Genomic DNA, 24,925 nt, shown 5'->3' with positions numbered 1-24,925 from the left:
ATCATGATGCAAAAAACCTGGCAATTCCTGACGACCCGCAACAGCCTGATCGTGATCGGCTGGGTGGCCTTCGCCGCCTGTTTGCTGATCGCCGCCGCCATCTTCGAATGGCCGGCCAGCGTCGCCTGGACCGTACTGGCGATCGCGCTGCTGTTCGGCGCCGTCGTCTGGCTGTGGCGCCGCCAGCGCCGCCAGCGCGCCGCCGCCCAGCTGGGCGACATGCTGGAACAGCAGGTCAACAAAGCCCCCGCCAAGCCCGACCCGGCCCAGCGCCAGGAAACGGACGTGATCCGCAAACGCCTGCTGGACGCCATCGCCACCATCAAGGGCTCGAAGATCGGCCAGTTCTCCGGCAACGCCGCGCTGTATGAACTGCCGTGGTATATGGTCATCGGCAATCCGGCGGCCGGCAAGAGCACGGCGATCGCCAGCTCCGGCCTGCAGTTCCCGTTCGCCGACACCAAGATCGTGCAAGGCGTGGGCGGCACCCGCAACTGCGACTGGTTCTTCACCACCGACGGCATTCTGCTCGACACGGCCGGACGCTACTCGGTGGTCGACGAAGACCGTGGCGAGTGGTTCGGCTTCCTCGACCTGCTGAAAAAATACCGCAAGAAGGCGCCGATCAATGGCGTCATCATCGCCGTCAGCGTCGCCGAACTGACGCGCAACCGGCCCGAATTCGCCATCAACCTGGCCAAGAACCTGCGCCAGCGCGTGCAGGAGCTGACCGAGCGCCTCGAAGTCCACGCGCCGGTGTACGTGGTCTTCACCAAGGCCGACCTGATCACCGGCTTCAACGAATTCTTCCAGGACGCCGAACGCGGCGAGCGCGATAAAATCTGGGGCGCCACCCTGCCCTACAGCCAGTCCACCACCAGCGAGCAGATACTCGACCAGTTCGACGCCCGCTTCGATGAGCTGTACGACGGCCTGAAAGACCTCAGCCAGGCCAACATGGCGCTGCAATGGCGCGAGCGCATGCCGTCCGGCGTGTTCACCTTCCCGCTGGAATTCAGCTCGATCAAACCGTCGCTGCGCGCCTTCATCGCCACGCTGTTTGAGGAGAACCCGTTCCAGTTCAAGCCCGTGTTCCGCGGCTTTTACTTCACCAGCGCGCTGCAGGAAGGCGAATCCGTCTCCGCCTCGTCGCACCGCGTGGCGCAGCGCTTCGACCTGAAACTGCAACCGCAGGAACACGAGGAAGCCCACCAGCAGCAGGGCTACTTCCTGCTTAACCTGTTCCGCAAAGTGATCTTCGCGGACAAGGACCTGGTCGCGCAATACGCCAGCCCCGCCAAGACGCGCATGCGCTACGCCGCCTTCTTCGCCGCCACCGCCCTCGTCGGCCTGGCGCTGGCCGGCTGGAGCTGGTCGTACATGAACAACCGCCAGCTGGTCGCCAACGTGCAGGCGGACCTGGACCAGGCCATCAAAGTGCAGCAGAACCGCATGGACCTGCAATCGCGCTTCCAGGCGCTGGAGATCCTGCAGGACCGCATCGAACAGCTGGACAGCTATCGCGAACACCGCCCGCTGTCGCTGGGCCTGGGCCTGTACCAGGGCGACCTGCTGGACCGCAAGCTGCGCGAGGAATACTTCGCCGGCGTGCGCGAAGTAATGCTCAAGCCAGTCGGCCAGTCGCTGGAAGCCTTCCTTGGAGAAGTCAACAGCGGCGCGGCGCAGCTGCAGCCGATGGCCAAGCCGGTAACGGCGACGGCCACCGGCGCGGCGCCAGCCGACGCCACCGCCGCGGCACCGGTCAACAACGGCGCCACCCAGTTCAAGGACTCCTCGCCTGCCAACGCGGAAGACGCCTACAACGCGCTGAAGACCTACCTGATGTTGAGCGATAAATCGCGGGCCGAAGCCGGCCACCTGAACGACCAGTTGACCCGCTTCTGGCGCGTCTGGCTGGACGGGAACCGTGGCGCCATGCCGCGCGAGCAGATGATCCGCAGCGCCGAACGCATGATCTCCTTCTACCTGGCGCAGATCAACGACACCTCCTGGCCGCAGATCGACGGCAAACTGGCGCTGGTCGACCAGACCCGCGACAACCTGCGCCGCGTGGTGCGCGGCATGCCGGCGCGCGAGCGCGTCTACGCCGACGTCAAAGCCCGCGCCGCCACCCGCTTCCCGTCGATGACGGTCGCCCGCATCGTCGGCGAGCAGGATAAGGAGCTGGTCCTGGGCAGCTACGCCATTCCAGGCAGCTTCACGCGCCAGGCATGGGAAGGCTTTGTGCAGGAAGCCTTCCGCGACGCGGCCAACCGCGAAATGCAAAGCGCCGACTGGGTGCTGAAAACCTCCTCCAAGGACGACCTGACGCTGGAAGGAAGCCCGGAACAGATCCAGAAATCGCTGGTTGAGCTGTACAAGAACGACTACGCCAAGGAATGGGAGAAGTTTGTGCAGGGCGTGACCATTCGCGACCTGGAGACCTTCGAGAACGCCGCCGCCGCGATGAACCGCCTGGGCGACCCGCAAACCTCACCTCTCAACAAGCTGGTAACGACCGTCTACGAACAAACCTCGTGGGACAATCCGTCGCTGCTGGACGCCGGCCTGCAACGCGCGCAGCGCGGCGTGACCGGCTGGTTCCGCGAAACCATCCTGCGCCAGAAGCCGTCGCAGCTCAACATCAACGTCGCCAGCACCGGCAGCGCGTCGAACGCGCCGCTGCCGCTGGGCCCAGTGGGACGCGAGTTCTCCGGCGTGGCGCGCCTGGTGGTCGCCAAGGACAAGGATGCATCGCTGATGCGCGGCTACGTCGAGCAGATGTCCAAGCTGCGCACCCGCTTCAACCAGATCAAGAACCAGGGCGATCCCGGCCCCGGCGCCAAGCAGCTGATGCAGCAGACGCTCGACGGCACCGGCTCCGAACTGGCCGACGCCCTCAAATACGTCGACGAGCAGATGCTGATCGGGATGACCGACGCGCAGAAGCTGGCGATCCGTCCTATCCTCGTGCGTCCGCTGATGCAGACCTTTGCCGTCATCGTCAAGCCGACCGAGACCGAAATCAACAAGGTCTGGGCCGCGCAGGTGCTGCAGCCGTTCAGCAAAAACCTGGCGCTGAAATATCCATTCGCGACCGAATCGCGCGCGGAAGCGAGCAACGCAGAAATCGGCGAGATCTTCGGCCCGGACGGCGCCATCGCCAAGTTCTTCAACACCACCATCGGCCCGCTGGTCGTGCGCCGCGGCGATTCGCTCAGCGCCAAGACCTGGGCCGACATGGGCGTCAACCTGGCGCCGCCAGTGGTGGCGGCCTTCCCGAACTGGATCGCGCCGCTGTCGGCGGCCGGCGTCGCCAATACCGCGGCATCCAGCGGCGGCGAGGCGCAGACGATGTTCGACCTGCAGGCGCTCGGCTCCACCGGCGCCACCGAGTTCACCATCGAAATCGACGGCCAGTCGCTGCGCTGGCGCGGCCAGCCGCAGCCATGGGTGCACATGGCCTGGCCGAATCCGCAGGGCGTGCCCGGTTCGAAGATCACCGCCATCACACCGGAAGGCCGCAGCGTGGTGTTGCTCAACGAGCCTGGCCATTTCGGTCTGAAGAAGATGATCGACGCCGCCAAGCGCAAACGCAAAGACAACGGCGTCTTTGAACTGAGCTGGGACAACGCCGGCGTGGTCGTTACCGCCAACCTGAAGATCGTCGCCACCAACCAGGCGCCCGCACCGCAACCGGTGCAGGCCGCGCAAGGCTTCAAGCGCCTGCGCCTGCCGGAATCGATCATCGCCACAGCGCCTGCGCCTGCCCCCGCGCCGGCCGCGCCAAGCGCACCGGCCGCACCTGCTCCGGCGCCTGCGGGAACGGTCGCGCCGAAACCTGCGGCGCCGCCGACCCGCACCGCGGCAGCGGCCACCATGGGAGCCGCTCAATGAGCCGCGGCGCCACTCCGATCAGCGTCGGCTACTTCGGCAAGATTCCAAGCCGGGGCGATTTTGTCAAGGGCAGCGACAGCCCGGCCCTGATCAAGGTGCTGGACGACTGGCTGTCGCAGGCGATGGACCTGCTGAGCACAGACGCCCGCTGGAAGCTGAACTACGACGCCGCGGCGCCGCTGCATTTCGCCTTCGTCGGGCCGCGCCGCCGGCACGCCATCGCCGGCCACATCGTCGCCAGCAGCGACCAGTCCAGCCGCCGCTATCCCTTCCTGATGATGGGCGCGATGGAGGTCAGTGAACCGACCGCCTTCGTGGAAAACTCGCCGCTGGTGCTCACGCGCCTGTGGAACCGCCTCGAAGCGCTGACCGCCGGCGTACGCGAGGCCAGCGATCCGACGCAGCCGCTGCAAAGCGCCGCCAACCACATGATCGAACTCGATCTGCGTTCGGCCGCCTACGATGCGGCCTTCGAGGACTTCCTCGAACTGCAAACCGTGGGCGCACTCGATGCGATGCTGGCGCAGACCGGCTTCAAAGGCACGGCGCGACAGATCCTGCTGGCCTTGGGCATGCTGCTGCAACCGGTCATGGCCAGCAGCTCCAGCCGCCTGGAAAAGAGCCTGCTGCTGCCGCTGCCGACCGATCCGATGTACCGCAACCTGGTCGCCGCCTTCTGGATGCACCTGATTACGCCCTTCCTGGCGCGTGCCGACTTCGAACTGGCGCTGTTCGTCACCCGCATCGACCAGCGGCCGGCGATGATACTGGGCTTCAGCGGCGCCTCCGCGCAAACGCTGCGCGCCATCGTCGACCCGCAAGCGGGGTTTGACCACCACATCGACTTCGAACAATTGGACTGGGTGGAAGAGCAGATCGATTCCGACTACGGCATCAAGAAGCTGTCCACCTACCTGGCGCAAGCCAACCTGTCACTCAAGTCCGCGCTGGATTCCGTCGGCGCGGCGTTTATCGGAACCTGATCATGCGCCCTAAAAAATTGATAGCCAACGCCCTGCTGACCGCCATGTGCGCGCTCGGTGCAGCCGGAGCCGGCGCCCAGAACCCAGGCCTGGCGCCAGCCGCGCCGGAACCGGGCCAGGTGCTGGCCAGCGGCACCGTGCCGGACGAAGGCAGCAAGGCCGCCGTGCTGGCCAAGCTGCGCGAAGTCTACGGCGCCGACAAGGTGGTCGACCAGATCGCCATCGGCCCGGTCGCCATGCCGGCCAACTGGAACGGCTATGTCCAGAAGCTGATCACGCCGGACCTGAAGCAGATCAGCCGCGGCCAGCTCAAGATCGACGGCAGCAATGTCAGCCTGCGCGGCGAAGTCGCCAACGAAGCGCAGCGCCAGCGCATCGCCAGCAACGTCGCCACCAGCCTCAATCCGACCTACACCGTCAACAACGGCCTGCGCGTGTCGGCTGCGGATCAGAGCATCCTGGACTCCACGCTGGCCAACCGCACCGTCGAATTCGAGAGCGGCAAAGCCACGTTGACGCCGGCCGGCAAAGCCATTCTGGACGAAATGCTGGCGGCGCTGCTCAAGCTCAAAGGCCGCAAGGTCGAGATTATCGGCCACACCGACAGCGCCGGCCTGCGCGCCACCAACCTTGGCCTAAGCCAGGCGCGCGCGGAAACCGTCAAAACCTACTTCGCAAGCCACGGCCTGAATGGCGACCTGCTGACCGCCAGCGGCCAGGGTCCCGACCGGCCGATCGCCAGCAACGACAGTGCGGATGGACGCGCGCGCAACCGCCGCATCGAGTTCCGCATGGCCCAATAATCAAACAGAGGACATCATGTTTTCAGCAGAGCAGTTATTAATCCCCATCAGCGACAGCCGGCCATCCGGCGAGGACCTGTCCTTTTCGTCCGACCTGGACGCCATCGCGCAGGCACGCAAGTTCGACGACCCGTCGCTGGACCAGGGCGAATGGGTGACGGAGTTGAAGGAGGCCGATTGGGAATTCGTCGTCAAGCGCTGCGCCGCGCTGTTGACGGAGAAGAGCAAGGACCTGCGCCTTGCTGTCTGGCTGACAGAAGCCGCGGCCAAGCAGCATCACCTGCGCGGCCTGGCGGAAGGCTATCGCCTGCTGGCCGGCCTGTGCGAACAGTATTGGGATATGGGCCTGTATCCGGAAGCGGACGGCGGCGACAACGAACAACGCATCGGCAATCTGAGCTGGATCCTGGCGCGCACCAAGACGCTGATCCGCGAGATGCCGCTGACGGAAGGCCGCAACACGGCCTACTCCACCATCGACTTCGAATCCGCCCGCAAACGCGCCAATGGCGGAGGCGACGACCAATCCGGCGCGCCCAAGCTGGCAGACATGGAAGCGGCCAAGCGCTCCAACTCCGCACAGTTCTGCGCCGGCTTCACCGCCGATGCGCTGTACTGCATGGACGCCCTGCTGCAATTGGAAAAGATATCCGATGCGAAGCTGGGACAGGACAGCCCGGGCTTCTCCGCCGCGCGCGACGCCGTGCAATCCATGTTGCACGCTATGCCGACGGCGGGCAAATCAAGCGGCGCCGAGGCACACACCGACGATGCGGCCGACGAGATTCCATCGCACGCATCGAACGGCGCAGCGGCGCCACAACAGCGGGAAGGTGTCTCCGGCCCGATCCGCAACCGCACGCAGGCCATCGCCCAACTGCGCGCGGTAGCGAAGTTCTTCCGCGATACCGAGCCACACAGCCCGGTATCCTACTTCGCCGAAAAGGCCGCCAACGCCGGTGAACAGGATCTGCACACCTGGCTGCGCTCCGTCATCAAGGACGAGAGCTCGCTCTCCCACATCGAAGAGATGTTGGGAGTGCGGCCTCCCAACTAAGCCCTATTCAGCCTTATTCGCCGACCAGTTGGACGGCGTCTACCTGCTTGTAGCCGTGTTGGACGTTGTTGGCGAAGGTGAGCTTGACGCCTTTGACCTTATAGGCGGTCTTGTCGAAGGCGCGCACGAACCAGGTGCGGTTGCCGCGCCTGTCCTGCTTTACCTCGCTGATGCCGGACCAGATGGTGTTCCACTTGCCATCCGTGTCCTGCAGCTCCACCTTGTTCACCGCCTCCACGCCGTCGCCGCCGGGAATGATCACCCGCAGCTCGGTCGCGTTGACCGGGTTGGCGTAGCTCAGCTCCAGCCAATCAAAACCCTTGTCCTGGTTATTGTTACTCCAGCTGCGGTCATCCGACGGGCCGGCGGCGTTCTTGGCCAGATTGGACTCCGCCGGCTCACGGCCATTATCGTCGCCGAAGGTCGAACTGGCCTTGGCGGTCGCTGCCCACTGTCCCTTCGGATCGTTCAGATACTTGTCTTCCATCGTGCCGTAATCGAGCAAGGCCTGCTTCTTGGCCAGCTCCTGCTGGTCCGCCGTCTGCTCGGCGGCCGGCGCTGGCATGGCTGCCGCAGGCGCCGTCGCCGCCGGCTCGGCGACGGTCGGCACGTCCGCCGGCTTGTCCTTCTTGTGGCACGCGGCCAGGAGCAGCGTGGACATCAAAATCGCAATGGTGGCTTGGCGTTTCATGGTCATCATTCTCCTTACTTAACGATTATTTGACGGTGTATTTGAACTGGCCCTGCTTGTTGGCGCTGACTTTGATCTTGCTGATTGCGGCGCCTTCGGCCATCTTGGTCAGCACGGATTCGGCCACCTCCGGCAGCAGCGTGCCATTGAGGATGTTGTCGACATTGCGCGCGCCGGAGTCGACTTCCGTGCAGCGGGCCAGCACCGCTTCGACCAGCGCCTCGTCGTAGCTGAACTCCGCCTTGTGATTGGCGCTGATGCGCTTCTGGATCTTGCCCAGTTTTAGCTTGATGATCTCCACTAGCACATCGTCGGGAATCGGATAGTACGGAATCACCTTCAAACGCCCGAGGAAGGCAGGCTTGAACTGCTTCATCAGATGCGGGCGAATCAGCTCTTCCAGGGCCGCCGGCTCCGGCAGCTCCTCGCTGCTCTTGTTCAGGCAAGCCTGCATCATCGCGGCCGACGCCACGTTCGAAGTCAGAATGATGATGGTGTTCTTGAAGTCGATCTCGCGGCCTTCCGCGTCGTCCATCACACCCTTGTCGAATACCTGGAAGAACAGCTCCATCACATCAGGATGCGCCTTTTCCACTTCATCCAGCAGCACCACGCTGTAGGGATTGCGGCGCACGGCCTCGGTCAACACACCGCCCTCGCCATAGCCCACATAGCCCGGCGGCGAGCCTTTCAGGCCCGAGACGCTGTGGGCCTCTTGATACTCGCTCATGTTGATGGTGATGAGTTTGCGCTCGCCGCCATACAGCACATCGGCCAGCGCCAGTGCGGTCTCGGTCTTGCCGATGCCGGACGGGCCGACGAACAGGAACACGCCCTTCGGCTTGTTCGGATCGTCCAGGTTCGCGCGCGAGGTGCGCACGCGCTGCGCCACCGCCTCGATCGCATGCGGCTGGCCCAGCACGCGCTGCTCCAGCATGGCCTTCAGGTTCAACACCGTCTTGATCTCGTCCTTGACCATTTTCCCGAGCGGGATGCCGGTCCAGCCAGCAACGATCTCCGCCACCACATGGCCGTCCACCTGCACCGGCACCATCGGCGCCTCGCCCTGCAGCGACTTCAGCTCCGCTTGCAACGCCTGCAAATCCTTGCCCTGGCTGGCGTCGCCGCCGCCTTCCAACGCCACGCGGCCGGCCTTGATCTGCTCCGTCAGCGCCTTTTCCTTCTCCCAGCGCTCGGACAACTCGGCATGCTGCGCGGCGGCCGCCACGCGGGCAGCCTCCAGCTCCGCCAGACGAGCAACGTGCGCGCTGCCGCCGGTGCTCTGCTCGCGCTGCAGCGAGATCGATTCCGCCGCGATGCGTTCCAGCTTGCGCGCCAGGTTCTCGATCAACGCCGGCGTGGCGTTCTGCCCCAGCGCGACCTTGGCGCAGGCGGTATCGAGCACGCTGATCGCCTTGTCCGGCAGCTGGCGGCCCATGATGTAGCGATGCGACAGGCGTACCGCCTCGGTAATCGCCTCGTCGTACACGCGCACGCCGAAATGCTTCTCCATCAGCGGCGCCATGCCGCGCAACATGGCGCAGGCCAGTTCCTCGCTCGGCTCCTCGACCTTGACGACCTGGAAGCGGCGCGCCAATGCGGCGTCCTTTTCAAAATACTTCTTGTACTCGCCCCAGGTGGTGGCGGCGATGGTGCGCAGCTCGCCGCGCGCCAGCGCGGGCTTGAGCAGATTGGCCGCGTCGTTCTGGCCGGCCTGGCCGCCGGCGCCGATCATCGTGTGCGCCTCGTCGATGAACAGGATGATGGCGTGCGGGCTTTTCTTCACCTCGTCGATGACGGTCTTCAGGCGGTTCTCGAACTCGCCCTTGACGCTGGCACCGGCCTGCAGCAGGCCCATGTCCAGCGTGTGGATCTCCACGCCTTTCAGCACATCCGGCACGTCGTTGAGCGCGATGCGCAGCGCCAGGCCCTCCACCACGGCGGTCTTGCCGACGCCGGCCTCGCCGGTCAGGATGGGATTGTTCTGGCGCCGGCGCATCAGGATATCGATGGCCTGGCGGATCTCCATATCGCGGCCGATCACAGGATCGACCTTGCCGTCGCGGGCGCGCTGCGTCAGGTTGGTGGTGAACTGGTCCAGCGCCGGCGTCTTGGACGCGGCCTTGGCGGACAAGTCGCCGACCGGATCGCCGGCCAGCTCCTCACGCTCGCCGGCCGGCGCGGCAAGCACCGCCTCGTCCGAACCGACGGTCAGCTTGTCCAGGTTATGCTTGATCTGGTCGACCTCGAACTTGGCGAACAGCTTGGAACCGCGATACGCCAACTGCGCCAGCTCCGGCTCCGTCAACAACGCCTGCAGCAGATGGCCGCTGCGTATCTGCGCCTGCTGGCCCGCCTGCAGGTCCAGCGACGCGATCAGCCATGCGTGCTCGAACAGCTTGGGCAAGCGCTCCGAGAACACCGGCGTGCGGGAATTGCCGGTCTTCAGGCGCGCGATCTCGGCCTGCAGGTCCGCCTCCAGCATGCTCACGCTGATGCCGCTCTGGCGCGCGATGACGACGAAATCGCTCTTGGGCTGCTCCAGCAGCGCCAGGAACAGGTGTTCGATATCCACTTCGTACTGCCCCAGCGAGACGCACAGGCTGGCCGCGCGCGTGGCGGCCGTGCGGCTGGTGTCGTTCAGTTTTCCGATCAGTGTTTTCAGGTTGATGCTCATGATGGTTCCCTATTTTTTTATACTGTATGAATCTCATAGCGCACATCGGCGCGGTCCTGCGTCTGGGCGTCGGTGACCAGGAAACTGTCCCAACCCAGGCGCCCGCCCACGCGATCGTCCTCCAGCCGCGCCCCTTGCACGTCGGCCGCCCGCAGCACCAGCTGCACTTCGTATTCCAGCGACAGGCCGGTAAACATGGTCAACATGCTTTTCAGCGCCTTTGCCGCCTTACCGCCGGGCAGGAAGGATTCGTAGCCTTCCAGGTCCAGCGGGCCTACCACCAGCCGCAATCGCAGGTCGCGCTGCCACACGCGCGAGCCGGCCATCGCGCCTGCGCCCAGCATGGCGTTGCCCAGGCCGAGCACCGTCTGCTGCTCGACCGGCACGTCATACCAGCAGCCGATGAACTGCTCGGCCTTGATCGGCTGGTCGAAATACTCCGACAGCACCTTCGCGATCTGCACCGCCGACGCCGGACGCTGACGCATGGCGGTGGCGAAGTAGCCGATCGACTCATCGAGCACGCCGTCGCCGTCGTCGGCCAGTCGCCGCCGCAGCGACTCGCTGCCCATGCCGGCCAGCGACAGCAGCAGCGGCAGGAAGGTGTCCTTGCCGTCGACCTGATACTTCAGCTCCAGCCGGTACTTGCGCCAGGCCTCGTAGAACAAGGCCAGCGCGCGGTTGGAGAAGGTATCGAGGAAAGCGCGGGGGCCGTCGTCCTTTTCGTACAGCGCGTGCGCGGCGATGCGCTCCGTGTAGTGGGCCGGCAGCGTGCCGCTGCTGCCCAGGAAGCCCATGAAGGCCGGCGTGATGCGGATATACTTCAGCTGTGTCGATTGCAGCGCCTGCGCCAGTGCGCGGGCGTCGGTCGGCACCTCGCGCGGCTCCGGCTGCATCGCTTCCAGCTGGCTGGCCGGGAAGTTCAGCGACGTCGAATTCTGGAAGCGCAGGAAGTTGGCGACGGCGCCCTCGCCCGGCGCGCCATGGCGCTTGAGCCACAGCTCCAGCATGCGCACGGCCTGGAAGTATTCGAACCGGTACGGCTGCGCGAACAGCCGCTCGATTACAGCAGGCTCAAATCGCCGCTTCGTGGCGTGCATCGCAACAGCTCCTCTCCGGTTTTATTCGATACGATCACCAGCTGGGTGAAGCTGTTGGCGTGCACGTACAAGCCGAGGAAGCGCTCGACGATGTGGGCGAAGGCATGAATGCCGCTACCCACAAAGGCTTCCTCGTCGATGGTCAGCCGCACCTCGATGCCGCGCACCAGGCAGGCGAACGGATTCCCCGGCAGCCAGGTATTGGCCGCCTTGTGCGACACCGCCAGGATGCCGCCGATCTGCCGTTGCGACGACGGTGAACGCGGCAGGTCGTACAGCGTCAGCATCTCGCGGAAGGCATCCAGGCCGCCGTCGGCCAGCGACAGGTGGTTCAGCGACAGGTGGGAAATCAGCCGCCAGTGCGCGCCGCGCCCACGCTCGAAGCGGTGCGACGATGTCGGCTTGCGCAGGAAGCTGATCGCGCGCACGCTGGAGCCGCCCTCCAGGAACAGGTCGCCGCCACGCTGGCCGTAGCTCAACGAGGCTGGCAGGTCGCGGTTGGTGCAGCTCAGTTCCAGGCTCAGGGTGTCGGTCTCCACCTCGGCCGGATCGAAATCGATGTCGACGATGGAGATCTGCGTTTCGTAGCCGGGACTTTTCTCGGCGATGATATCGTCGCGCCGCATCACCCAGTAATGGCCGTTCTTTTCCGGCGTCTGGCCGTGGCGCAGCGAGTAAAACGGGCGGAATTCCAGCACCGATTCGCCCTGCGGCGTTTGCCGCACCAGCTTCACCGAGTCGATCGACTGGACTTCATACGCGAACGCGCGGCGGGCGTCGGCCAGCACCGGATAACTGGCGCTGGTGTGCGTCAGGCGAATCGGCTCGCCGCGCTGGCGGAACAGGTTGACCACCGGCGTGCAGCCCAGCAGCACGTTGTTGATGTTCAGCGTGCCGAGCATGCGGGCCGTGTTGGAATCGGTGCGCATGCCCGACAAGGCCAGATGCAGCGTGACCGACTTGCAGCCGGCAGGCAGCACGCCGGACAGCGCATGCAGGTCGATGTCGAAGAAGTTGAACTTCTCCGGGAAGCAGAAATACTCGGTCAGCAGCCGGTAGGCCGCGTGCGAACGGGCCGAGAAATCGATCAGCGATTCCTCCTCGTCGAAGCCGGCCGGGCTCACCGGGATTTTATGCAGCGGTATCCAGCGGCCATTGCCGTCGGCCTCCGCATAGGCGCACACGCCGCGCATGAACAGCGCATCGCGCAGCGCCGCGCAGAAGGACGGCTCGCCGTCGATGAACACGCGCAGCTTGGACAGCCCAAGCTGCGGCACCGCCACCTGCGCCGAGGTGCTGGAAATGGTCAGGCTGATGCTGGAGGTGGCGTTGGGCGGCGTGCGCGTCGCCTCCGGAGCGTCGATGATGGCGGCGAAGGCCGCATGCGTCAGCGCCAGCGGCGCGATCGTCACCGGATACGCGGTGCGGAAGGTGCACACGGCGCCGCGCACCGGGCGCGTGGTCAGCTGCGTGCCGCGCGCGATCTCGCTGGCGGTGGTCAGCTGCGCGGCGGCGCCGCTGAAGTCCATGCGCGCGATCGAGCACGAAGGAAACGGCCGCAGATAGTGCGGATAAAGCACCTCGAACAGTGCCTCGGTAAATTCTGGATAGTCGTCGTCGAGCCGTTTCGCGATGCGCGAATTGAGCAGCGCGAACGATTCGATCATGCGTTCGATGTGCGGGTCTTCGCACACCTCGCCGCCGATCAGCAGCCGACCGGCGATCTTGGGGTAGCGTTCGGAGAATTCGCGCGAATAGCGGCGCAGGAATCCCAGTTCCCTCTCGTAATACGGTAATAATTGGTCCAACTCAGGCTCCCGATTGCGCCACGCGGCGCGCCTTGCTTATGGTGTAGTGCAGGCTGGACGGCTGCAACACAGCGTCAAAATTGACCGGTTCATGGGCCGAACTCACCACCAGCAACGCCGTGATGGCGAAGTTCAGGCGGTTGATCGAGTCCGCGCGCAGCTCGAGCGAAGCCTGCACATTGCGCAGGCGCGGCTCATGGCGCGCGATGGCTTTTTCAAGACATCGGCAAATGAAAGCACGATCATCGGTGCTCGACAGCGACAAGCCGGCAAAGTCATTCAAGCCGTATGTCACGATCGAGCGCCCGCATTCGGGATACCGCTTCAGCAGCTCTTCCGGGATCACAGTGCGCGTGTTGAGGAGCGCTTCCAGATCGCGCGCGACCGAGTCCTTCAAGTCCTCGATCGACAGGCGCGATACCGTGCCGTTGGAGGCGCCGTTGACTGGCATATCCATCAGCCGGTCAAACAGTCCCGGCGTAAAACCCTTCATCGGTATCCCATTAAACAGTCAGTCGATTACGCAGTCTTGTTGGCCGACAGATCCCAGCCACCCGAGGTGTTACCGCCCGAACCGCCGCCGACCTTCTGTTGCGTGTACTTCCACTTCACTTTCGAATACTTGATCGCCACATCTTCCGTCAGGATGTTGCCTTGCTTGACGGTTGGAGCGACGCTGCTGATCAGCACATTTTCCAGTTCGATTTCGAAGTACTTGATACGCTCGCCATTGCCGTCGGCGCGCAGGAATTCCAGCTTTGCCTTGGGGATGGTTTTACCCGACGAGCAGGTTTGCAGCAGCAGAGGAGTAGCCAGGTCGGCCAGCTTCGAGACGACGATGTCTTTGTGCTCGGTGCGCTCGGCGGTGTGGCCGCCGCCGGTCGATGCGGTAGCCGATTTAGGCTGCAGCACTTCCCATTGAACGGTCGAGACCTCGATCCAGTCCTTGTGGGTAGCATCGGCGGATTCGCCTTTGATACCATCGATTTGCAGATAGACGTCGATTGCCATTGTTTTTCCTTTCGGTTGTTAAAGTAAGTACTACGGTTGCTTAGGTCTTGGTCGATGCAGGCAGCTCCGCGACCAAACGGAGTGAGACGGACAGCTCGTCGAGCTGGAAGTGCGGACGCAGGAACGACACGGCGCGGTACACGCCTGGACGGCCTGGCACTTCGGATACCTGGACGGACGCTTCGCGCAGCGGGAACTGGGCTTTCTGTTCCTGGCTGGCGTTATCGTCCAGCAGCACGTACTGGGTCAGCCAGCGGTTCAGGAAGTCTTCCACGTTCGAGGCGGCGGCGAAGCTGCCGATTTTGTCGCGCATCATCGCCTTCATGTAGTGGGCGATGCGCGAGACGGCGAAGATGTACTGCAGCTGCGCCGACAGCACGGCGTTGGCGTTGGCGGCGTCGCTGTTGTACTTGCGGGCCTTCTGCGCCGATTGCGCGCCGAAGAAGGCGGCGTAGTCGGTGTTCTTGCAGTGGACCAGCGAGATGAAACCGAGGTCGCTCAGCTCCTTTTCGCGGCGGTCGGTGATGGCGATCTCGGTCGGGCACTTGAGCGCCACTTCGCCTTCGTCGGTCTTGAAGGTGTGGGTCGGCAGGTCTTCCACCAGGCCGCCGCCTTCCACGCCGCGGATCGCCGCGCACCAGCCGTAGTCCTCGAAGGCCGCGGTCAGCTTGGTGCCGAAGGCGTAGGCCGCGTTACACCACAGGTATTTCTGGTGATCGGTGCCGTCGACGTCCTCGACGAAGTTGAAGCCCTCGGTGGTGGCGCCATCGGCCGGGTTGAACGGCAGGCGGCCCAGGAAGCGCGGCAGCGTCAAGCCGACGTAGCGCGAGTCTTCCGATTCGCGGAACGACTTCCACTTCGCGTATTCCACGGTGTCGAACACCTTGGACAGGTCGCGCGGCTTACCCAGGTCGCTGTAGCTCTCCAGGCCAAACAGCTCCGGCGACGCGGCCGAGATGAACGGCGCGTGCGCGGCTGCCGCCACGTGCGACATCTGCTCGATGAAGTACATGTCTTCCGGCTGGCGGGTGATCTCGTAGTCGCCCAGCAGCGCGCCGAACGGCGCACCGCCGAAGGTGCCGAATTCCTCTTCGTAGACCTTCTTGAACATCGTGCTCTGGTCGAATTCCAGCGCGGACTGGAAATCCTTGACCAATTCCTTCTTGGTCGCGTTGAGCATTTTGATCTTCAGGTTCTGGCCCGTGGCGGAATTGCGCACCAGGTAGTGCAGGCCGGTCCAGCTGCTTTCCAGCTTCTGGAATTCCGGCGCGTGCATCACGGCCGACAGCTGCGCCGAGATCATGCGGTCCAGTTCCGCCACGCGGGCGTCGATGGTGGCGGCCAGGTTGTCGGAGACGACCACGGTGCCGTCCATGACCTGGTTCACCAGTTCGGAAATCAGATCCTTGGCGCGCGCATGCTCGGCGCTGGACTTGGCGACCTTGCTCTGCTCGACGATCTGGTCCAGCAATGCGAATTCGGTGGTGGCGGCGGCCGCGCCGCCTGGAGTCAGTTGAGCGGACATGATCAGGCCTTCGTGGTTTGCTGGCCCAGTTCGGCCAATTTCTCGGTGCTGTTCAAGACGTCGTTGAGGATGTCTTCCAGCTTGTCGTTGCCGGCCAGTTTGTTGCGCAGGTCGGCCAGCTTGGTGCGCGCTTCGAGCAGCTTGCGCAGCGGTTCCACCTGCTGCACCACGGCTTCGGGACGGAAGTCTTCCATCGACTTGAATTTCAGGTCGACGGCGAACTGGCCGCCTTCGTCGCTCAGTTCATTGGCCACGCGGTAGGCCGCGCGCGGCTCCACGCCCTTGAGCACCTCGTCGAAGTTGTCGCGGTCGATGCCGACGAAGCTGCGGTCCTTCAGGCGCTTTTGCTCGACTTCCGAATTGCCGCCGAAATCGCCGACCACGCCCATCACAAAGGGCAGCTCCTTGTTTTCGATGGCGTCGCCGATTTCGACGTCGTAGGTCATCTGGACCCGCGGCGGGCGGATTTTCTGCAGTTTTTTCTGGACACTGGTATTTTTAGACATGGGATTCCCCTAACGTTTGGGTTGAATACAAAACGGTTACTTCAGCGCGTTGAACGGATCGGCGCTGGAATCTTCGGTGGCCTTCGCCTTGCCTTTTTTGCCCTTGGCGGCACTGGCATTGCGCGGCGGCGTAACGGCTTGCGCAGGCTGCGGCGGTACCAGCACGGTCTCGCCCAGACTCTCGCGCAGCAGCTTGGCCAGGTCCTGCGACTCGGTGCGCAGCGATCCGGACAGATTGTTCTGGCGGCTCAGGTCCGACAGCGCGCGCGTCGACAGGCGCAGGCCGCTGATGGCGATGATGCTGTTGGCCAGGCGGTCGTTAGGATCGCGCACCAGCACTTCCTGTGCGCTGACGATGGCGTCGCCGTACTGGCCAGCCTCATAACGGGTCTGCGCGATATTGGTCCACGGCGTCTTATCGGCCGGATAGGCGGCTGCCGCCTCCTTCCATAACGTGACGGCTTGCTCTTTCTGTCCGGAGCCGCTGGCCTGGCTGGCCTTGGCCAGCATGTCTTCCATGCTGGGTACTGCGGGCTTCTGGACAACCGGGGCGGTCATACAAGCGCTGAGCGATGCGGCGCAGACAGCGGCGCCAATGAAACGGCCGATGCGGCCAAGGGAGATTACGGTCTTCATGCTGTCCTCAAACTAAATATCAAAAAAGAATGCCTAACCACTAATTGTTGCCAACAGGCTGCACGTTATCAGAAATTTATTATTGACCGCGTTCAATTGAATTTTTGGTTGAAACAGGGAACTTTTTAGTGCCGCAGTGGTCTCAGTTGCCTATTTTTTAAGCTGCGCACGATAGAAACCAAACGAGCGCGGCAGTTGGACAAGAAATGTTATTGTTCTGCTACTTAACAAATGGCATCAATGCGCCACACTCTCAAGGACGCACGCATGAGCGGCAAAATTTTATGGGGCGAAGGCTTATTCCTGCGCCCGCAGCACTTCCAGCAGCAGGACCAGTACCACGAGCAGCGGCTGCATCACAGCATGCAGGCGTTGCACCCATACGCCTGGGGCGTGAACCAGCTCCAGATCGACCGCGACGCCCTGGCCAACAACACCCTGCGTGTGCTGGAACTGTCGCTGCGCTTCCAGGACGGCGAGCTCTACAGCGCTCCCGGCGAGGACGAACTGCCGGACACCGTGGACCTGAGCCAGATGCTGCAATCGCAGCAGAGCGTGACCTTCTACGCCGCCCTGCCCGCGTTCAAACCCTTCGGCGGCAATTTCGGCGACGGTTCAAACGGCGCCAACGCGGTGCGCTTCCTGCAGTCGAACCGCGACACGCCGGACCTGTACACGCAGGCAGCGACCGCGCAACTGAGCTATCTGAAAAAGACCGTGCGCCTGGTATCGGAGTTCGAACCGCGCGATTCCTACACCCACTTCCCGCTGCTGCGCCTGCGCCGCGCGGCCACCGGCGGCTTCGAACTGGATACATCGTTCGTCGCGCCCAGCCTGTCGATCCGCAGCTCGGCGCAGCTGTTCCTGCAATTGCGCCGCCTGATCGACGCGCTGCAGGCCAAAGTCAGCGCGCTGTACGGCCACCACCGCGAGCCTAGCAAGAACGTGATCGAATTCCGCTCCGGCGACATGTCGTCCTTCTGGCTGCTGCACACGGCCAGTTCGGCGTTCGCCTCGCTGTCGCACTACTTCCATCATCCGGCGCTGCACCCGGAACGCCTGTACGAACAGCTGCTGCAACTGGCCGGCGCCCTGATGACGTTCTCGAAAAGCTGGACCCTGGCCGACCTGCCGCCCTACCAGCACGCCGATCCCGGCCCCGGCTTCGCCACGCTGCACCAGATCATCCGCGAGCTGCTCGACACGGTGATCTCGTCGAAGTACTTCGCCATCGCGCTCAAGGAAGTCAAGCCTTCGTACCACCACGGCATGCTGGACTCGCAGAAGATCGACGACAAGACCACCTTCTATATCGCCGTCTCGGCCGACCTGCCGGCCAGCGAGATGGTGGACATCGTGCCGTTGCGCTTCAAGATCGGCGCGCCGGACGACGTCGAAAAATTCGTGCTGTCGGCCATGCCGGGCGTGCGCCTGACGCATGCGCCGCAAGTGCCGGCCGCCGTGCCGGTGCGTCCGGACGCCTGCTACTTCGCGCTGGAGGCGAAGGGCCAGATGTACGAGCGCATGCTGCAAGCCCAATCGATTTCCATATACGTCCCCGGCGGCATACATGACCTGAAGCTGGACCTGGTGGCCGTTACTTCCTGAACTGAGGACCAAAAATGAATACCGTTACCGCACCTTCCCTGATCGGCGCCGGCGCCCCGCCCAGCGCGGCCAGCGCGCCGCAAACCCTGCTCGACCTGATGTACGACGGCTTCTACGCCCTGTTCATGCTCAAGAACGGCAACGGCCCGCAGGACGACGGCGAGTTCGCCCGCAAGATGGCGGCCTTCCTGGACGATTTCGGCCGCGGCGCCAAGAAACAGAACGCCTCGCCCGACGACGTGGACAACGCCAAATACGCCTTCTGCGCGGCGGTCGACGAGATCATCCTGCGTTCCAACTTCAGCATCCGCGACGCGTGGGAGCGCCGCCCGCTGCAGCTGGTGCTGTTCGGCGACCAGCTGGCCGGCGAAAACTTCTACAACCGTCTGGAAAACCTGCGCGCGCGCGGCAGCGCACACCTGCAGGCGCTGGAGGTGTTCCATATGTGCCTGCTGCTGGGTTTCCAGGGCAAGTACATCCTCGAAGGCTCGGAAAAGTTGAACTACCTGACCTCGCGCCTGGGCGACGAAATCGCCCACATGAAGGGCAAGCGCGGCGGCTTCGCACCGCACGCCGAGCGCCCGGACCAGATCAAGCACAAACTGCGCAGCGATTTGCCGGTGTGGGTGCTGTGCTCCGTGTTCGGCCTGATCTGCGTGCTGGGCTACATCGGCCTGCGCACTTCGCTGAACCACAATGCCGAAAACCGCATGAATGCGTATAACGACGTAGTGAAAATGGCGCCGCGCGCCGCCAACCTGACGATCACTTTGCCCTGATGGATCTGCTGTCACAAATCCCTTCGGCGCTTGGCCTGTTCGGCACGGGCCTGAGCCAGCACGCGCGTCTGATCACACTGGCCAGCGCGCAGGACTCGGGCCTGCCCGAATCGCTGATGGCCGAACGTTTCAGCGGCCGCGAAGGCGTCAACGAACTGTATGCATTTGAAGTCGACGCATTGAGCCCATCGACCGACCTGGATCTGACGATCTTCATCGGCGAGGAGCTGACCGTCACGCTGCTGCAAGCGGACGGCAGCCGCCGCGCATGGCACGGCATCTGCACCGAAGCCGCTTGGCTGGGCGCGGATGGCGGCGTGGCGCGCTACCGCCTGATGCTGGAACCGGCGTTGTCGCTGCTGCGGCTGCGGCGCGACAGCTACATCTTCCAGGACAAGAACGCGCAGGACATCGTCACCGAACTGCTGGCCGACTATCCGCAGCTGCGCTTTGAATTCGACGTCACGCAGACGCTGGAACCGCGCGCCATCTGCACGCAGTACCGCGAAAGCGATCTGGAATTCTTCGTCCGCCTGCTGGCCTCCGAAGGCCTGAGCTGGCGCTTTGAACACGACCAGGCCGACGACGAAAGCAAGGACGGCCAGGCCAAGCACAAACTGGTGATCTTCGACAGCAAGGCGCGCGCGCCGGACACGCCGGGCGACGCCGAGATCCGCTTCCACGGCGTGCGCGCCACCGACACCGACGACGCCATCGACCACTTCACCGCGCGCCGCCGGGTGCAGGCCAACGCCATCAGCATCAGCAGTTGGGATCCGGCGCAGCTGCTGGCGCCATCGGCCGAACAAGCCTCCAGCCTCGATGCGGGCGAGCTGCCGGTGCTGGCCGTGTACGACGGCAGCGGCGAACGCATCGCCAGCGGCGCGGACAACGGCGCCGCCGCCGATCCGCACAGCCAGTTGATGCTGCAGGCGCTGGAGCTTGAAAACAAGGTCTTCGAAGGCAAAGGCGCGGTGCGCCGCCTGGCCGCGGGCCACGGCTTCCAGCTCACGCAGCACGAGCGCTACGCCGACGGCGACAACCGCTTCCTGGTGCTGTGGGTGCAGCACGAAGCGCGCAACAACTTCCAGCCGCAGATCAAGACGATCGCCTCGCTGATCGGCGGCGGCATCGAGAACGGCACCTACCGCAACAGCTTCGGCTGCGTGCGCGACAGCGTGGCCGTGGTGCCGCGCGCCACCGCCGCGCCGCACGCCAGCACCGCACTGGGTCCGCAGACGGCGGTCGTCGTCGGCCTGGCCAGCGCGGTCGCCACCACCGACCGCGATCACCAGGTCAAGATCCAGTTCAGCTGGCAGCGCGGACAAGGCGCCAACGCCGGCGGCATCGGCCACAACACCGACAGCAAGGGCAACGCGCCCGGCGACGAAACCTCGGGCACCTGGGTGCGCGTGGCGGAAGCGCTGGCGGGTCCGAACTGGGGCTCGCAGTTCACGCCGCGCATCGGCACCGAGGTGCTGGTCGACTTCATCGAAGGCGACATGGACCGGCCGATGGTGGTGGCGCAGCTCTACACCGGCGCCGACCTGCCGCCGTTTGCGGCGGGCGTGGATTCGGGCGCCAATCACGCGGGCACGCTGTCGGGCATCCACAGCCACAACTTCGACGGCGGCGGCTACAACCAGTGGCAACTGGACGACACGCCGGGCCAGGTGCGCACGCGGCTGGCCACCAGCAGCGCGGCCACACAGCTGAACCTGGGCTATCTGATCCAGCAGGCCCCTTCCTCCGCGCAGCGCGGCAGCTATCGCGGCAGCGGTTTCGAGTTGCGTACCGACGCCTGGGCCACCGTGCGCGGCGCCGAGGGCGTGCTGCTGACCACCAGCGCGCGCGCCGCCCAAGGCAGCAGCGTCAGCTCTACGCAGATGGATGCGGGCGAAGCGCTGGGTTCACTGAAATCGTCGAAAGAACTGGCGGAGCGGCTCAGCGAGGCGGCCAAGCAGCAGCAGGCCTTGTCCAGCAAGCCCGCCGCCGCAGCGCACGAAGACTTCATCGCGCAGCTCGATCCCCAGGAAAAAGGCAAGCATGCCGGCGCGGTCAACGGCCAGCAGGCCGCCAAGGCCAAGGACGGCGCGCGTGATCTGGACACGGCCAAGCCGGTTGAGAAATTCGGCGCGCCGCTGGTGCTGATGGATGCGCCGTCCAGCGTCAACTGGGCCACGCCGGCATCGACCGTGCTGTTCGCCGGCCGGCAGCTGCACTGGGTGACGCAGGGCGACGTGCACATGACAGCCGGCTACACGGTATCGTCGGTGGCAGCCAACGCCGTGAGCTACTTCTCGCACGCCGGCGGCATCCAGGCCATCGCCGGCAACGGGCCCTTATCGCTGCAGGCGCACACCGACCAGCTGGAGATTTTGGCCGACAAGTCGATCACCGTCATCTCGGTCAACGACCGCATCGAGATCAAGGCCAATCAAAAGATCGTGCTGCAGGCGGGCCAATCGTCGATCACGCTCGAAGGCGGCGACATCACCTTCGCCTGCCCTGGCAATTTCACCGTCAAGGGCGGGAAGCATGTGTTTGAAGGGGGCGGACGCAAGACCGCCAATACGCTTTCACTTCCCGACGCGCTAGCTAAGCAGACAAACTGGATCGCCTTGCACTATCTTGAGCCTGAGACCGCCCTGGGCATCGCTGGGGCCGAGTATGAAATTCATTTCAAAGATGGCCCCGTGGTCAACGGAAAGCTGGATGAGTATGGCAAAGCGCTTCACGACAATATCGAAAATAAGCCTGTGAAGAAAGTTATCTATAAACCGCGGGCGCCGAATAAAGAGAAACCGGCTTCCCCCCTTGAGGATTTGAGCAATGCCTGAGGCATATAAACAGAAGACGCTCCATGGCTGAGATCAATACTACCCAGATGCGGGATGCGTTGGCATGGATGACCAACGACCAGGAGAAAGCCAAAGAACCAAGCACGAATCCCTTCGAATGGTTTTGGGAAGCCATGCAAGGTGATTTCAACGAAGACCGCTCCACCGGCCAACTGACCATCGATGCCGCCATTTCGATGATCCCGTTGGTCGACCAGATCTGTGATGTACGCGACCTGATCGCTAACTGCAACAAGCTGCGCAAGGACCTTACGGATGGTTGGGCATGGGTGGCCTTGGGACTAACATTGATTGGGCTGTTCCCGTTTCTGGGTTCGCTAGTCAAGGGCGTGCTGAAGATCTTCTTCGCATTTGTACGTCGTATAGGCGGCGCGGCCACGATAAAGGCCGTCGATCTGGCGATGACCTGGGTTATCACCTTTTTACGCCGACACGACGTGCAAAAATACCTGCGGTTACATAAAGTAGATGATGTCTTCGTTTGGCTGGCCAAGGAAGTCAGGACCGTTCGCGACAAGGTCAATCTCAGTACCTTGCTGAGCTCATTCGATCGGGGCATCAATGTGATTGAAGGACTGGTCGCCAAAGTGAAATATGTGCCGGTAATCGGCGGCAAGGCACGCACCTGCCTGGAAGATATTCGCAAGATCCGCTTGGCAGCAAACACCTACTTGGCTAAGGAGCTGCAACCGATTGTGGACATACTCGACAAGGCCGCGCTACGGCTGGACCGTGCGTCGCTGGAGCACATGCCAGGCATTGTCAATGTTAATAACGTTCACTTTCGCGGCACCCTTCCCGAAGCTTCTGCGGTCACGCTGATGCGAAAGGCAGATCCACTGCCGGAGTGGCTCAGCGATGGGGCGAAAGGAAAATTTCCCGCGTTGGACTATGCTGACTACGAAGATATCGTTGCAGCGAAAGTCAAACAAAAATGGCCAAAATTAAAACCTCATAACGTAGAGTCCTTCGCGGACATGGTCGCAGATGAAATCAAGGGCCCGGCTCGACTGTATCGCATCCTTTCACCGAACAGTAGAGCGATGAGCGATTGCTGGGTCAGTGAAGAGGTATTTCAACGACTACAAAATGCAGCGGATCCTCGCGCAGCTTGGCGCAAGCATTTAGCTGTTTGGCCGAATTGGAATGTCAATGGCCAGTTTGTAACCTATGATATAAAGCCGGGAGAATCTCTAAAGGTGTGGCGCGGCCCGGCGTCTAGTCAAACGTTAAAGAAACTACCGGACAGACACTTGGAGGGAGGCTGGGAGCAAATCGTGTTTAATGTCGAGCGCGAAGATGTGCGCAACGACACCATGCGCTACTACACTCTAAATGGTGGCAAGCAAAGCAGACTGCAAAACGCTATCAGCCACGCCGAATACGAGAAGCTTAGCAAAGCAGAACAAGCGCGCTACATGTCCGTTCGTGAGGCAGTTAACCACCCCAATATCAGCGGGCCGTTTGATACAGGTTGGGGCTACTCGGATTTTGGCGGTGCGGGCCTCAGTGAACGCATAGGGCTTCCAGCACTACCAGGACAAACTACAAAATTAATGCCATAGACTAAACAATGAAAACTGCACCATTCCGATTGAGCGCTAAACAGAAGCGACAGGTCACCCTGCTTTATCATTTCGCTTCCTTAGATTATTTGAAGGGCTTACAAGACCGCGTAAATGCACTCCTCGTCGATATTGATCCAACCTTAGATCGGGCAAAGCTGGATCAACGTGATCAATTCCTGAATGTTCCGCGTTGGGGATCGCGCAACACGTCAGAAAACTGGTCGAATAATGCATGGCCTTTTTTGGCCGACTTCCAACGAGCAATAGCCGAAGATATAGCTAAGCGTGCATTGGAAGTGTATTCGGTTACTGACGCGAATAATTGTGCGCGTGGTTTTGCGGAACTGTCCACAGCTTGGATGAGTCCGGACGAAGAACGGGAGTTCGAAAGTTGCATGGACGCGATTGCGAAATATGCGATGAATATTGACTACACACTAGCCAAATCTCACAAGGCTGGTCGGTGGAGCGACTTCAGCCTCACACGTATGGAACTGAAGCACCAAAGCGCGTTTATTCAGGCGCCAGCCTTGCGTCTCCGCGCGGATGTCTGCGGAAAGAGCGGTGCAGTACCTCCTCGCACCGGCGTCTACTTGCCGATAGATGATCCGTATGGCACGCCACAATTTTGCTGGACCGGCAAACCTGCCGGTCCATTGCAAGAATGTCGCACATTCAATATGCTTGGAGAGGCAGCGCTCTCTGCAATAGGAATATCTGATCTTTGGACCAACGACGCCAGTATGCATGCGTTCGTCCAGGACCACCTGACAGATCCGATATTGACCAGCGATCCATTTTTCAGCGACAGCGTTCAAGACCCCGGACTCGCTGCCAGTTTGGTTTCGCGCCATGCGTTCACTTCGCACCCACGTGATTGGATTTTCGTAGAACAAATCCACGGTGACATCGAAGACTGGTCTGAAAGTCCAAACGGCCCCTCCGCCGACACGGACAGGCCACGTATCGAAGCCGGATCTCGCTGTGTCCAGGCCGGTTATTACTTTACCCCAGCAAAAATGAATTCACGCCGCCATTTCGGCAATGGTGAAATAATGCCGCGCATAGCGGGTGACTACGGCATAACGATTTGGCAATGGGACGCAGATCAGGATTGAGCATTCAGCGAGCACAATTCATCGTTGAAGGCGTTAGTACATCTTCATTTAGCTGCTAACATCCGAAGGCGTGAGCCGGCGGCCAAGCCGGTTGAAAAATTCGGCGCGGCGCTGGTGCTGATGGATGCGCCCACCAGCGTCAACTGGGCCACGCCGGCATCGACCGTGCTGTTCGCCGGCCAGCAGCTGCACTGGGGTAAGCGTCTAGCCAGCACCGTCTGTACGCCATGAATTTGTGTCCGCATGATTGAGGCTGGACCACAAATCAGTTGTGTCCACAAATTGGGCGCGTCGCCG

General features: G+C 62.8%; 19 protein-coding genes. 10 read left to right on the top strand and 9 right to left on the bottom strand.

The window, feature by feature from the left end:
* Nucleotides 1-6: 6 nt before the first annotated feature.
* The 4 genes from tssM to tssA are packed head-to-tail and all read left to right on the top strand — an operon-like array spanning nt 7 to nt 6,740.
* The gene (gene tssM / locus AC07WS_RS11345; RefSeq protein ID WP_494729514.1) at nt 7-3,897 is read left to right on the top strand and encodes a type VI secretion system membrane subunit TssM; all 3,891 of its coding nucleotides are present in this window, start codon (nt 7-9) and stop codon (nt 3,895-3,897) included.
* Entirely contained in the window at nt 3,894-4,880 is a 987-nt protein-coding gene (gene tagF / locus AC07WS_RS11340) for a type VI secretion system-associated protein TagF (protein WP_494729161.1), read from the top strand. The genes tssM and tagF overlap by 4 nt, the downstream gene beginning before the upstream one ends.
* 2 nt (nt 4,881-4,882) lie before the next feature.
* Nucleotides 4,883-5,683, top strand: coding sequence for an OmpA family protein (locus AC07WS_RS11335; protein WP_494729160.1), 801 nt, complete (start codon nt 4,883-4,885; stop codon nt 5,681-5,683).
* A gap of 16 nt (nt 5,684-5,699) precedes the next feature.
* Nucleotides 5,700-6,740 (top strand): type VI secretion system protein TssA, encoded by a 1,041-nt coding sequence (tssA, locus tag AC07WS_RS11330; RefSeq protein WP_494729159.1) that lies wholly within the window; start codon nt 5,700-5,702, stop codon nt 6,738-6,740.
* A 13-nt stretch (nt 6,741-6,753) separates the two neighbouring features.
* On the opposite strand, the gene AC07WS_RS11325 is transcribed toward tssA, so the two are convergent.
* The 9 genes from AC07WS_RS11325 to AC07WS_RS11285 are packed head-to-tail and all read right to left on the bottom strand — an operon-like array spanning nt 6,754 to nt 16,694.
* A complete protein-coding gene (locus tag AC07WS_RS11325; protein WP_494729158.1) occupies nt 6,754-7,431 on the bottom strand; it encodes a hypothetical protein in 678 nt (225 codons plus the stop codon).
* Between the two features lie 25 nt (nt 7,432-7,456).
* On the bottom strand, nt 7,457-10,108 hold the full coding sequence (gene tssH / locus AC07WS_RS11320; protein WP_494729157.1) for a type VI secretion system ATPase TssH: 2,652 nt from the start codon (nt 10,106-10,108) through the stop codon (nt 7,457-7,459).
* Nucleotides 10,109-10,125: 17 nt separating this feature from the next.
* Nucleotides 10,126-11,208, bottom strand: a complete 1,083-nt coding sequence (gene tssG / locus AC07WS_RS11315; protein ID WP_494729156.1) for a type VI secretion system baseplate subunit TssG — start codon at nt 11,206-11,208, stop codon at nt 10,126-10,128.
* Nucleotides 11,172-13,016, bottom strand: coding sequence for a type VI secretion system baseplate subunit TssF (gene tssF, locus AC07WS_RS11310; RefSeq protein ID WP_494729155.1), 1,845 nt, complete (start codon nt 13,014-13,016; stop codon nt 11,172-11,174). Before tssF ends, tssG begins: the two co-directional genes overlap by 37 nt.
* Before the next feature lies 1 nt (nt 13,017).
* Complete coding sequence (gene tssE / locus AC07WS_RS11305) at nt 13,018-13,509, bottom strand: type VI secretion system baseplate subunit TssE (RefSeq protein WP_161085691.1); 492 nt, start codon at nt 13,507-13,509, stop codon at nt 13,018-13,020.
* A gap of 26 nt (nt 13,510-13,535) precedes the next feature.
* The gene (locus AC07WS_RS11300) at nt 13,536-14,027 is read right to left on the bottom strand and encodes an Hcp family type VI secretion system effector (RefSeq protein WP_008449053.1); all 492 of its coding nucleotides are present in this window, start codon (nt 14,025-14,027) and stop codon (nt 13,536-13,538) included.
* A 40-nt stretch (nt 14,028-14,067) separates the two neighbouring features.
* Complete coding sequence (tssC, locus tag AC07WS_RS11295) at nt 14,068-15,552, bottom strand: type VI secretion system contractile sheath large subunit (RefSeq protein WP_494729154.1); 1,485 nt, start codon at nt 15,550-15,552, stop codon at nt 14,068-14,070.
* Between the two features lie 2 nt (nt 15,553-15,554).
* Nucleotides 15,555-16,058 carry a type VI secretion system contractile sheath small subunit gene (tssB, locus tag AC07WS_RS11290; RefSeq protein ID WP_494729153.1) on the bottom strand — a complete coding sequence of 168 codons (504 nt, stop codon included), beginning with the start codon at nt 16,056-16,058 and terminating at the stop codon, nt 15,555-15,557.
* 36 nt (nt 16,059-16,094) lie between these two features.
* Nucleotides 16,095-16,694 (bottom strand): tetratricopeptide repeat protein, encoded by a 600-nt coding sequence (locus tag AC07WS_RS11285; RefSeq protein ID WP_494729152.1) that lies wholly within the window; start codon nt 16,692-16,694, stop codon nt 16,095-16,097.
* A gap of 267 nt (nt 16,695-16,961) precedes the next feature.
* Here AC07WS_RS11285 and tssK point away from each other — a divergent pair, with 267 nt between their 5' ends.
* Genes tssK through AC07WS_RS11255 form a run of 6 tightly spaced genes read left to right on the top strand, consistent with a single transcriptional unit; the run spans nt 16,962 to nt 24,859 of the window.
* A complete protein-coding gene (gene tssK, locus AC07WS_RS11280) occupies nt 16,962-18,302 on the top strand; it encodes a type VI secretion system baseplate subunit TssK (protein ID WP_494729151.1) in 1,341 nt (446 codons plus the stop codon).
* Between the two features lie 14 nt (nt 18,303-18,316).
* Entirely contained in the window at nt 18,317-19,081 is a 765-nt protein-coding gene (gene icmH, locus AC07WS_RS11275) for a type IVB secretion system protein IcmH/DotU (protein WP_494729150.1), read from the top strand.
* The gene (locus tag AC07WS_RS11270) at nt 19,081-21,921 is read left to right on the top strand and encodes a type VI secretion system Vgr family protein (RefSeq protein ID WP_494729149.1); all 2,841 of its coding nucleotides are present in this window, start codon (nt 19,081-19,083) and stop codon (nt 21,919-21,921) included. The genes icmH and AC07WS_RS11270 overlap by 1 nt, the downstream gene beginning before the upstream one ends.
* 23 nt (nt 21,922-21,944) lie before the next feature.
* Complete coding sequence (locus AC07WS_RS11265) at nt 21,945-23,507, top strand: hypothetical protein (RefSeq protein WP_494729148.1); 1,563 nt, start codon at nt 21,945-21,947, stop codon at nt 23,505-23,507.
* Between the two features lie 8 nt (nt 23,508-23,515).
* Nucleotides 23,516-24,628, top strand: coding sequence for a hypothetical protein (locus AC07WS_RS11260; RefSeq protein WP_494729147.1), 1,113 nt, complete (start codon nt 23,516-23,518; stop codon nt 24,626-24,628).
* Between the two features lie 24 nt (nt 24,629-24,652).
* Complete coding sequence (locus tag AC07WS_RS11255; RefSeq protein ID WP_494729146.1) at nt 24,653-24,859, top strand: hypothetical protein; 207 nt, start codon at nt 24,653-24,655, stop codon at nt 24,857-24,859.
* The last annotated feature ends 66 nt before the right edge of the window (nt 24,860-24,925 follow it).

The organism is Duganella sp. GW821-FHT01E12 (assembly GCF_059422325.1).
Note: the sequence above shows the minus strand (reverse complement) of the source record. Positions and strands in the feature narration are given on the sequence as shown.

What these genes read in the sequence shown, in the direction of transcription:
- AC07WS_RS11300 (WP_008449053.1), bottom strand. Translation starts at nt 14,027, where the DNA reads ATGGCAATCGACGTCTATCTGCAAATCGATGGTATCAAAGGCGAATCC.
- tssE (WP_161085691.1), bottom strand. Translation starts at nt 13,509, where the DNA reads ATGAAGGGTTTTACGCCGGGACTGTTTGACCGGCTGATGGATATGCCA.
- tssB (WP_494729153.1), bottom strand. Translation starts at nt 16,058, where the DNA reads ATGTCTAAAAATACCAGTGTCCAGAAAAAACTGCAGAAAATCCGCCCG.
- tssC (WP_494729154.1), bottom strand. Translation starts at nt 15,552, where the DNA reads ATGTCCGCTCAACTGACTCCAGGCGGCGCGGCCGCCGCCACCACCGAA.
- AC07WS_RS11335 (WP_494729160.1), top strand. Translation starts at nt 4,883, where the DNA reads ATGCGCCCTAAAAAATTGATAGCCAACGCCCTGCTGACCGCCATGTGC.
- tagF (WP_494729161.1), top strand. Translation starts at nt 3,894, where the DNA reads ATGAGCCGCGGCGCCACTCCGATCAGCGTCGGCTACTTCGGCAAGATT.
- AC07WS_RS11270 (WP_494729149.1), top strand. Translation starts at nt 19,081, where the DNA reads ATGGATCTGCTGTCACAAATCCCTTCGGCGCTTGGCCTGTTCGGCACG.
- AC07WS_RS11285 (WP_494729152.1), bottom strand. Translation starts at nt 16,694, where the DNA reads ATGAAGACCGTAATCTCCCTTGGCCGCATCGGCCGTTTCATTGGCGCC.
- AC07WS_RS11265 (WP_494729148.1), top strand. Translation starts at nt 21,945, where the DNA reads ATGGCTGAGATCAATACTACCCAGATGCGGGATGCGTTGGCATGGATG.
- tssM (WP_494729514.1), top strand. Translation starts at nt 7, where the DNA reads ATGCAAAAAACCTGGCAATTCCTGACGACCCGCAACAGCCTGATCGTG.
- tssH (WP_494729157.1), bottom strand. Translation starts at nt 10,108, where the DNA reads ATGAGCATCAACCTGAAAACACTGATCGGAAAACTGAACGACACCAGC.
- tssA (WP_494729159.1), top strand. Translation starts at nt 5,700, where the DNA reads ATGTTTTCAGCAGAGCAGTTATTAATCCCCATCAGCGACAGCCGGCCA.
- icmH (WP_494729150.1), top strand. Translation starts at nt 18,317, where the DNA reads ATGAATACCGTTACCGCACCTTCCCTGATCGGCGCCGGCGCCCCGCCC.
- AC07WS_RS11325 (WP_494729158.1), bottom strand. Translation starts at nt 7,431, where the DNA reads ATGAAACGCCAAGCCACCATTGCGATTTTGATGTCCACGCTGCTCCTG.
- tssG (WP_494729156.1), bottom strand. Translation starts at nt 11,208, where the DNA reads ATGCACGCCACGAAGCGGCGATTTGAGCCTGCTGTAATCGAGCGGCTG.
- AC07WS_RS11260 (WP_494729147.1), top strand. Translation starts at nt 23,516, where the DNA reads ATGAAAACTGCACCATTCCGATTGAGCGCTAAACAGAAGCGACAGGTC.
- tssK (WP_494729151.1), top strand. Translation starts at nt 16,962, where the DNA reads ATGAGCGGCAAAATTTTATGGGGCGAAGGCTTATTCCTGCGCCCGCAG.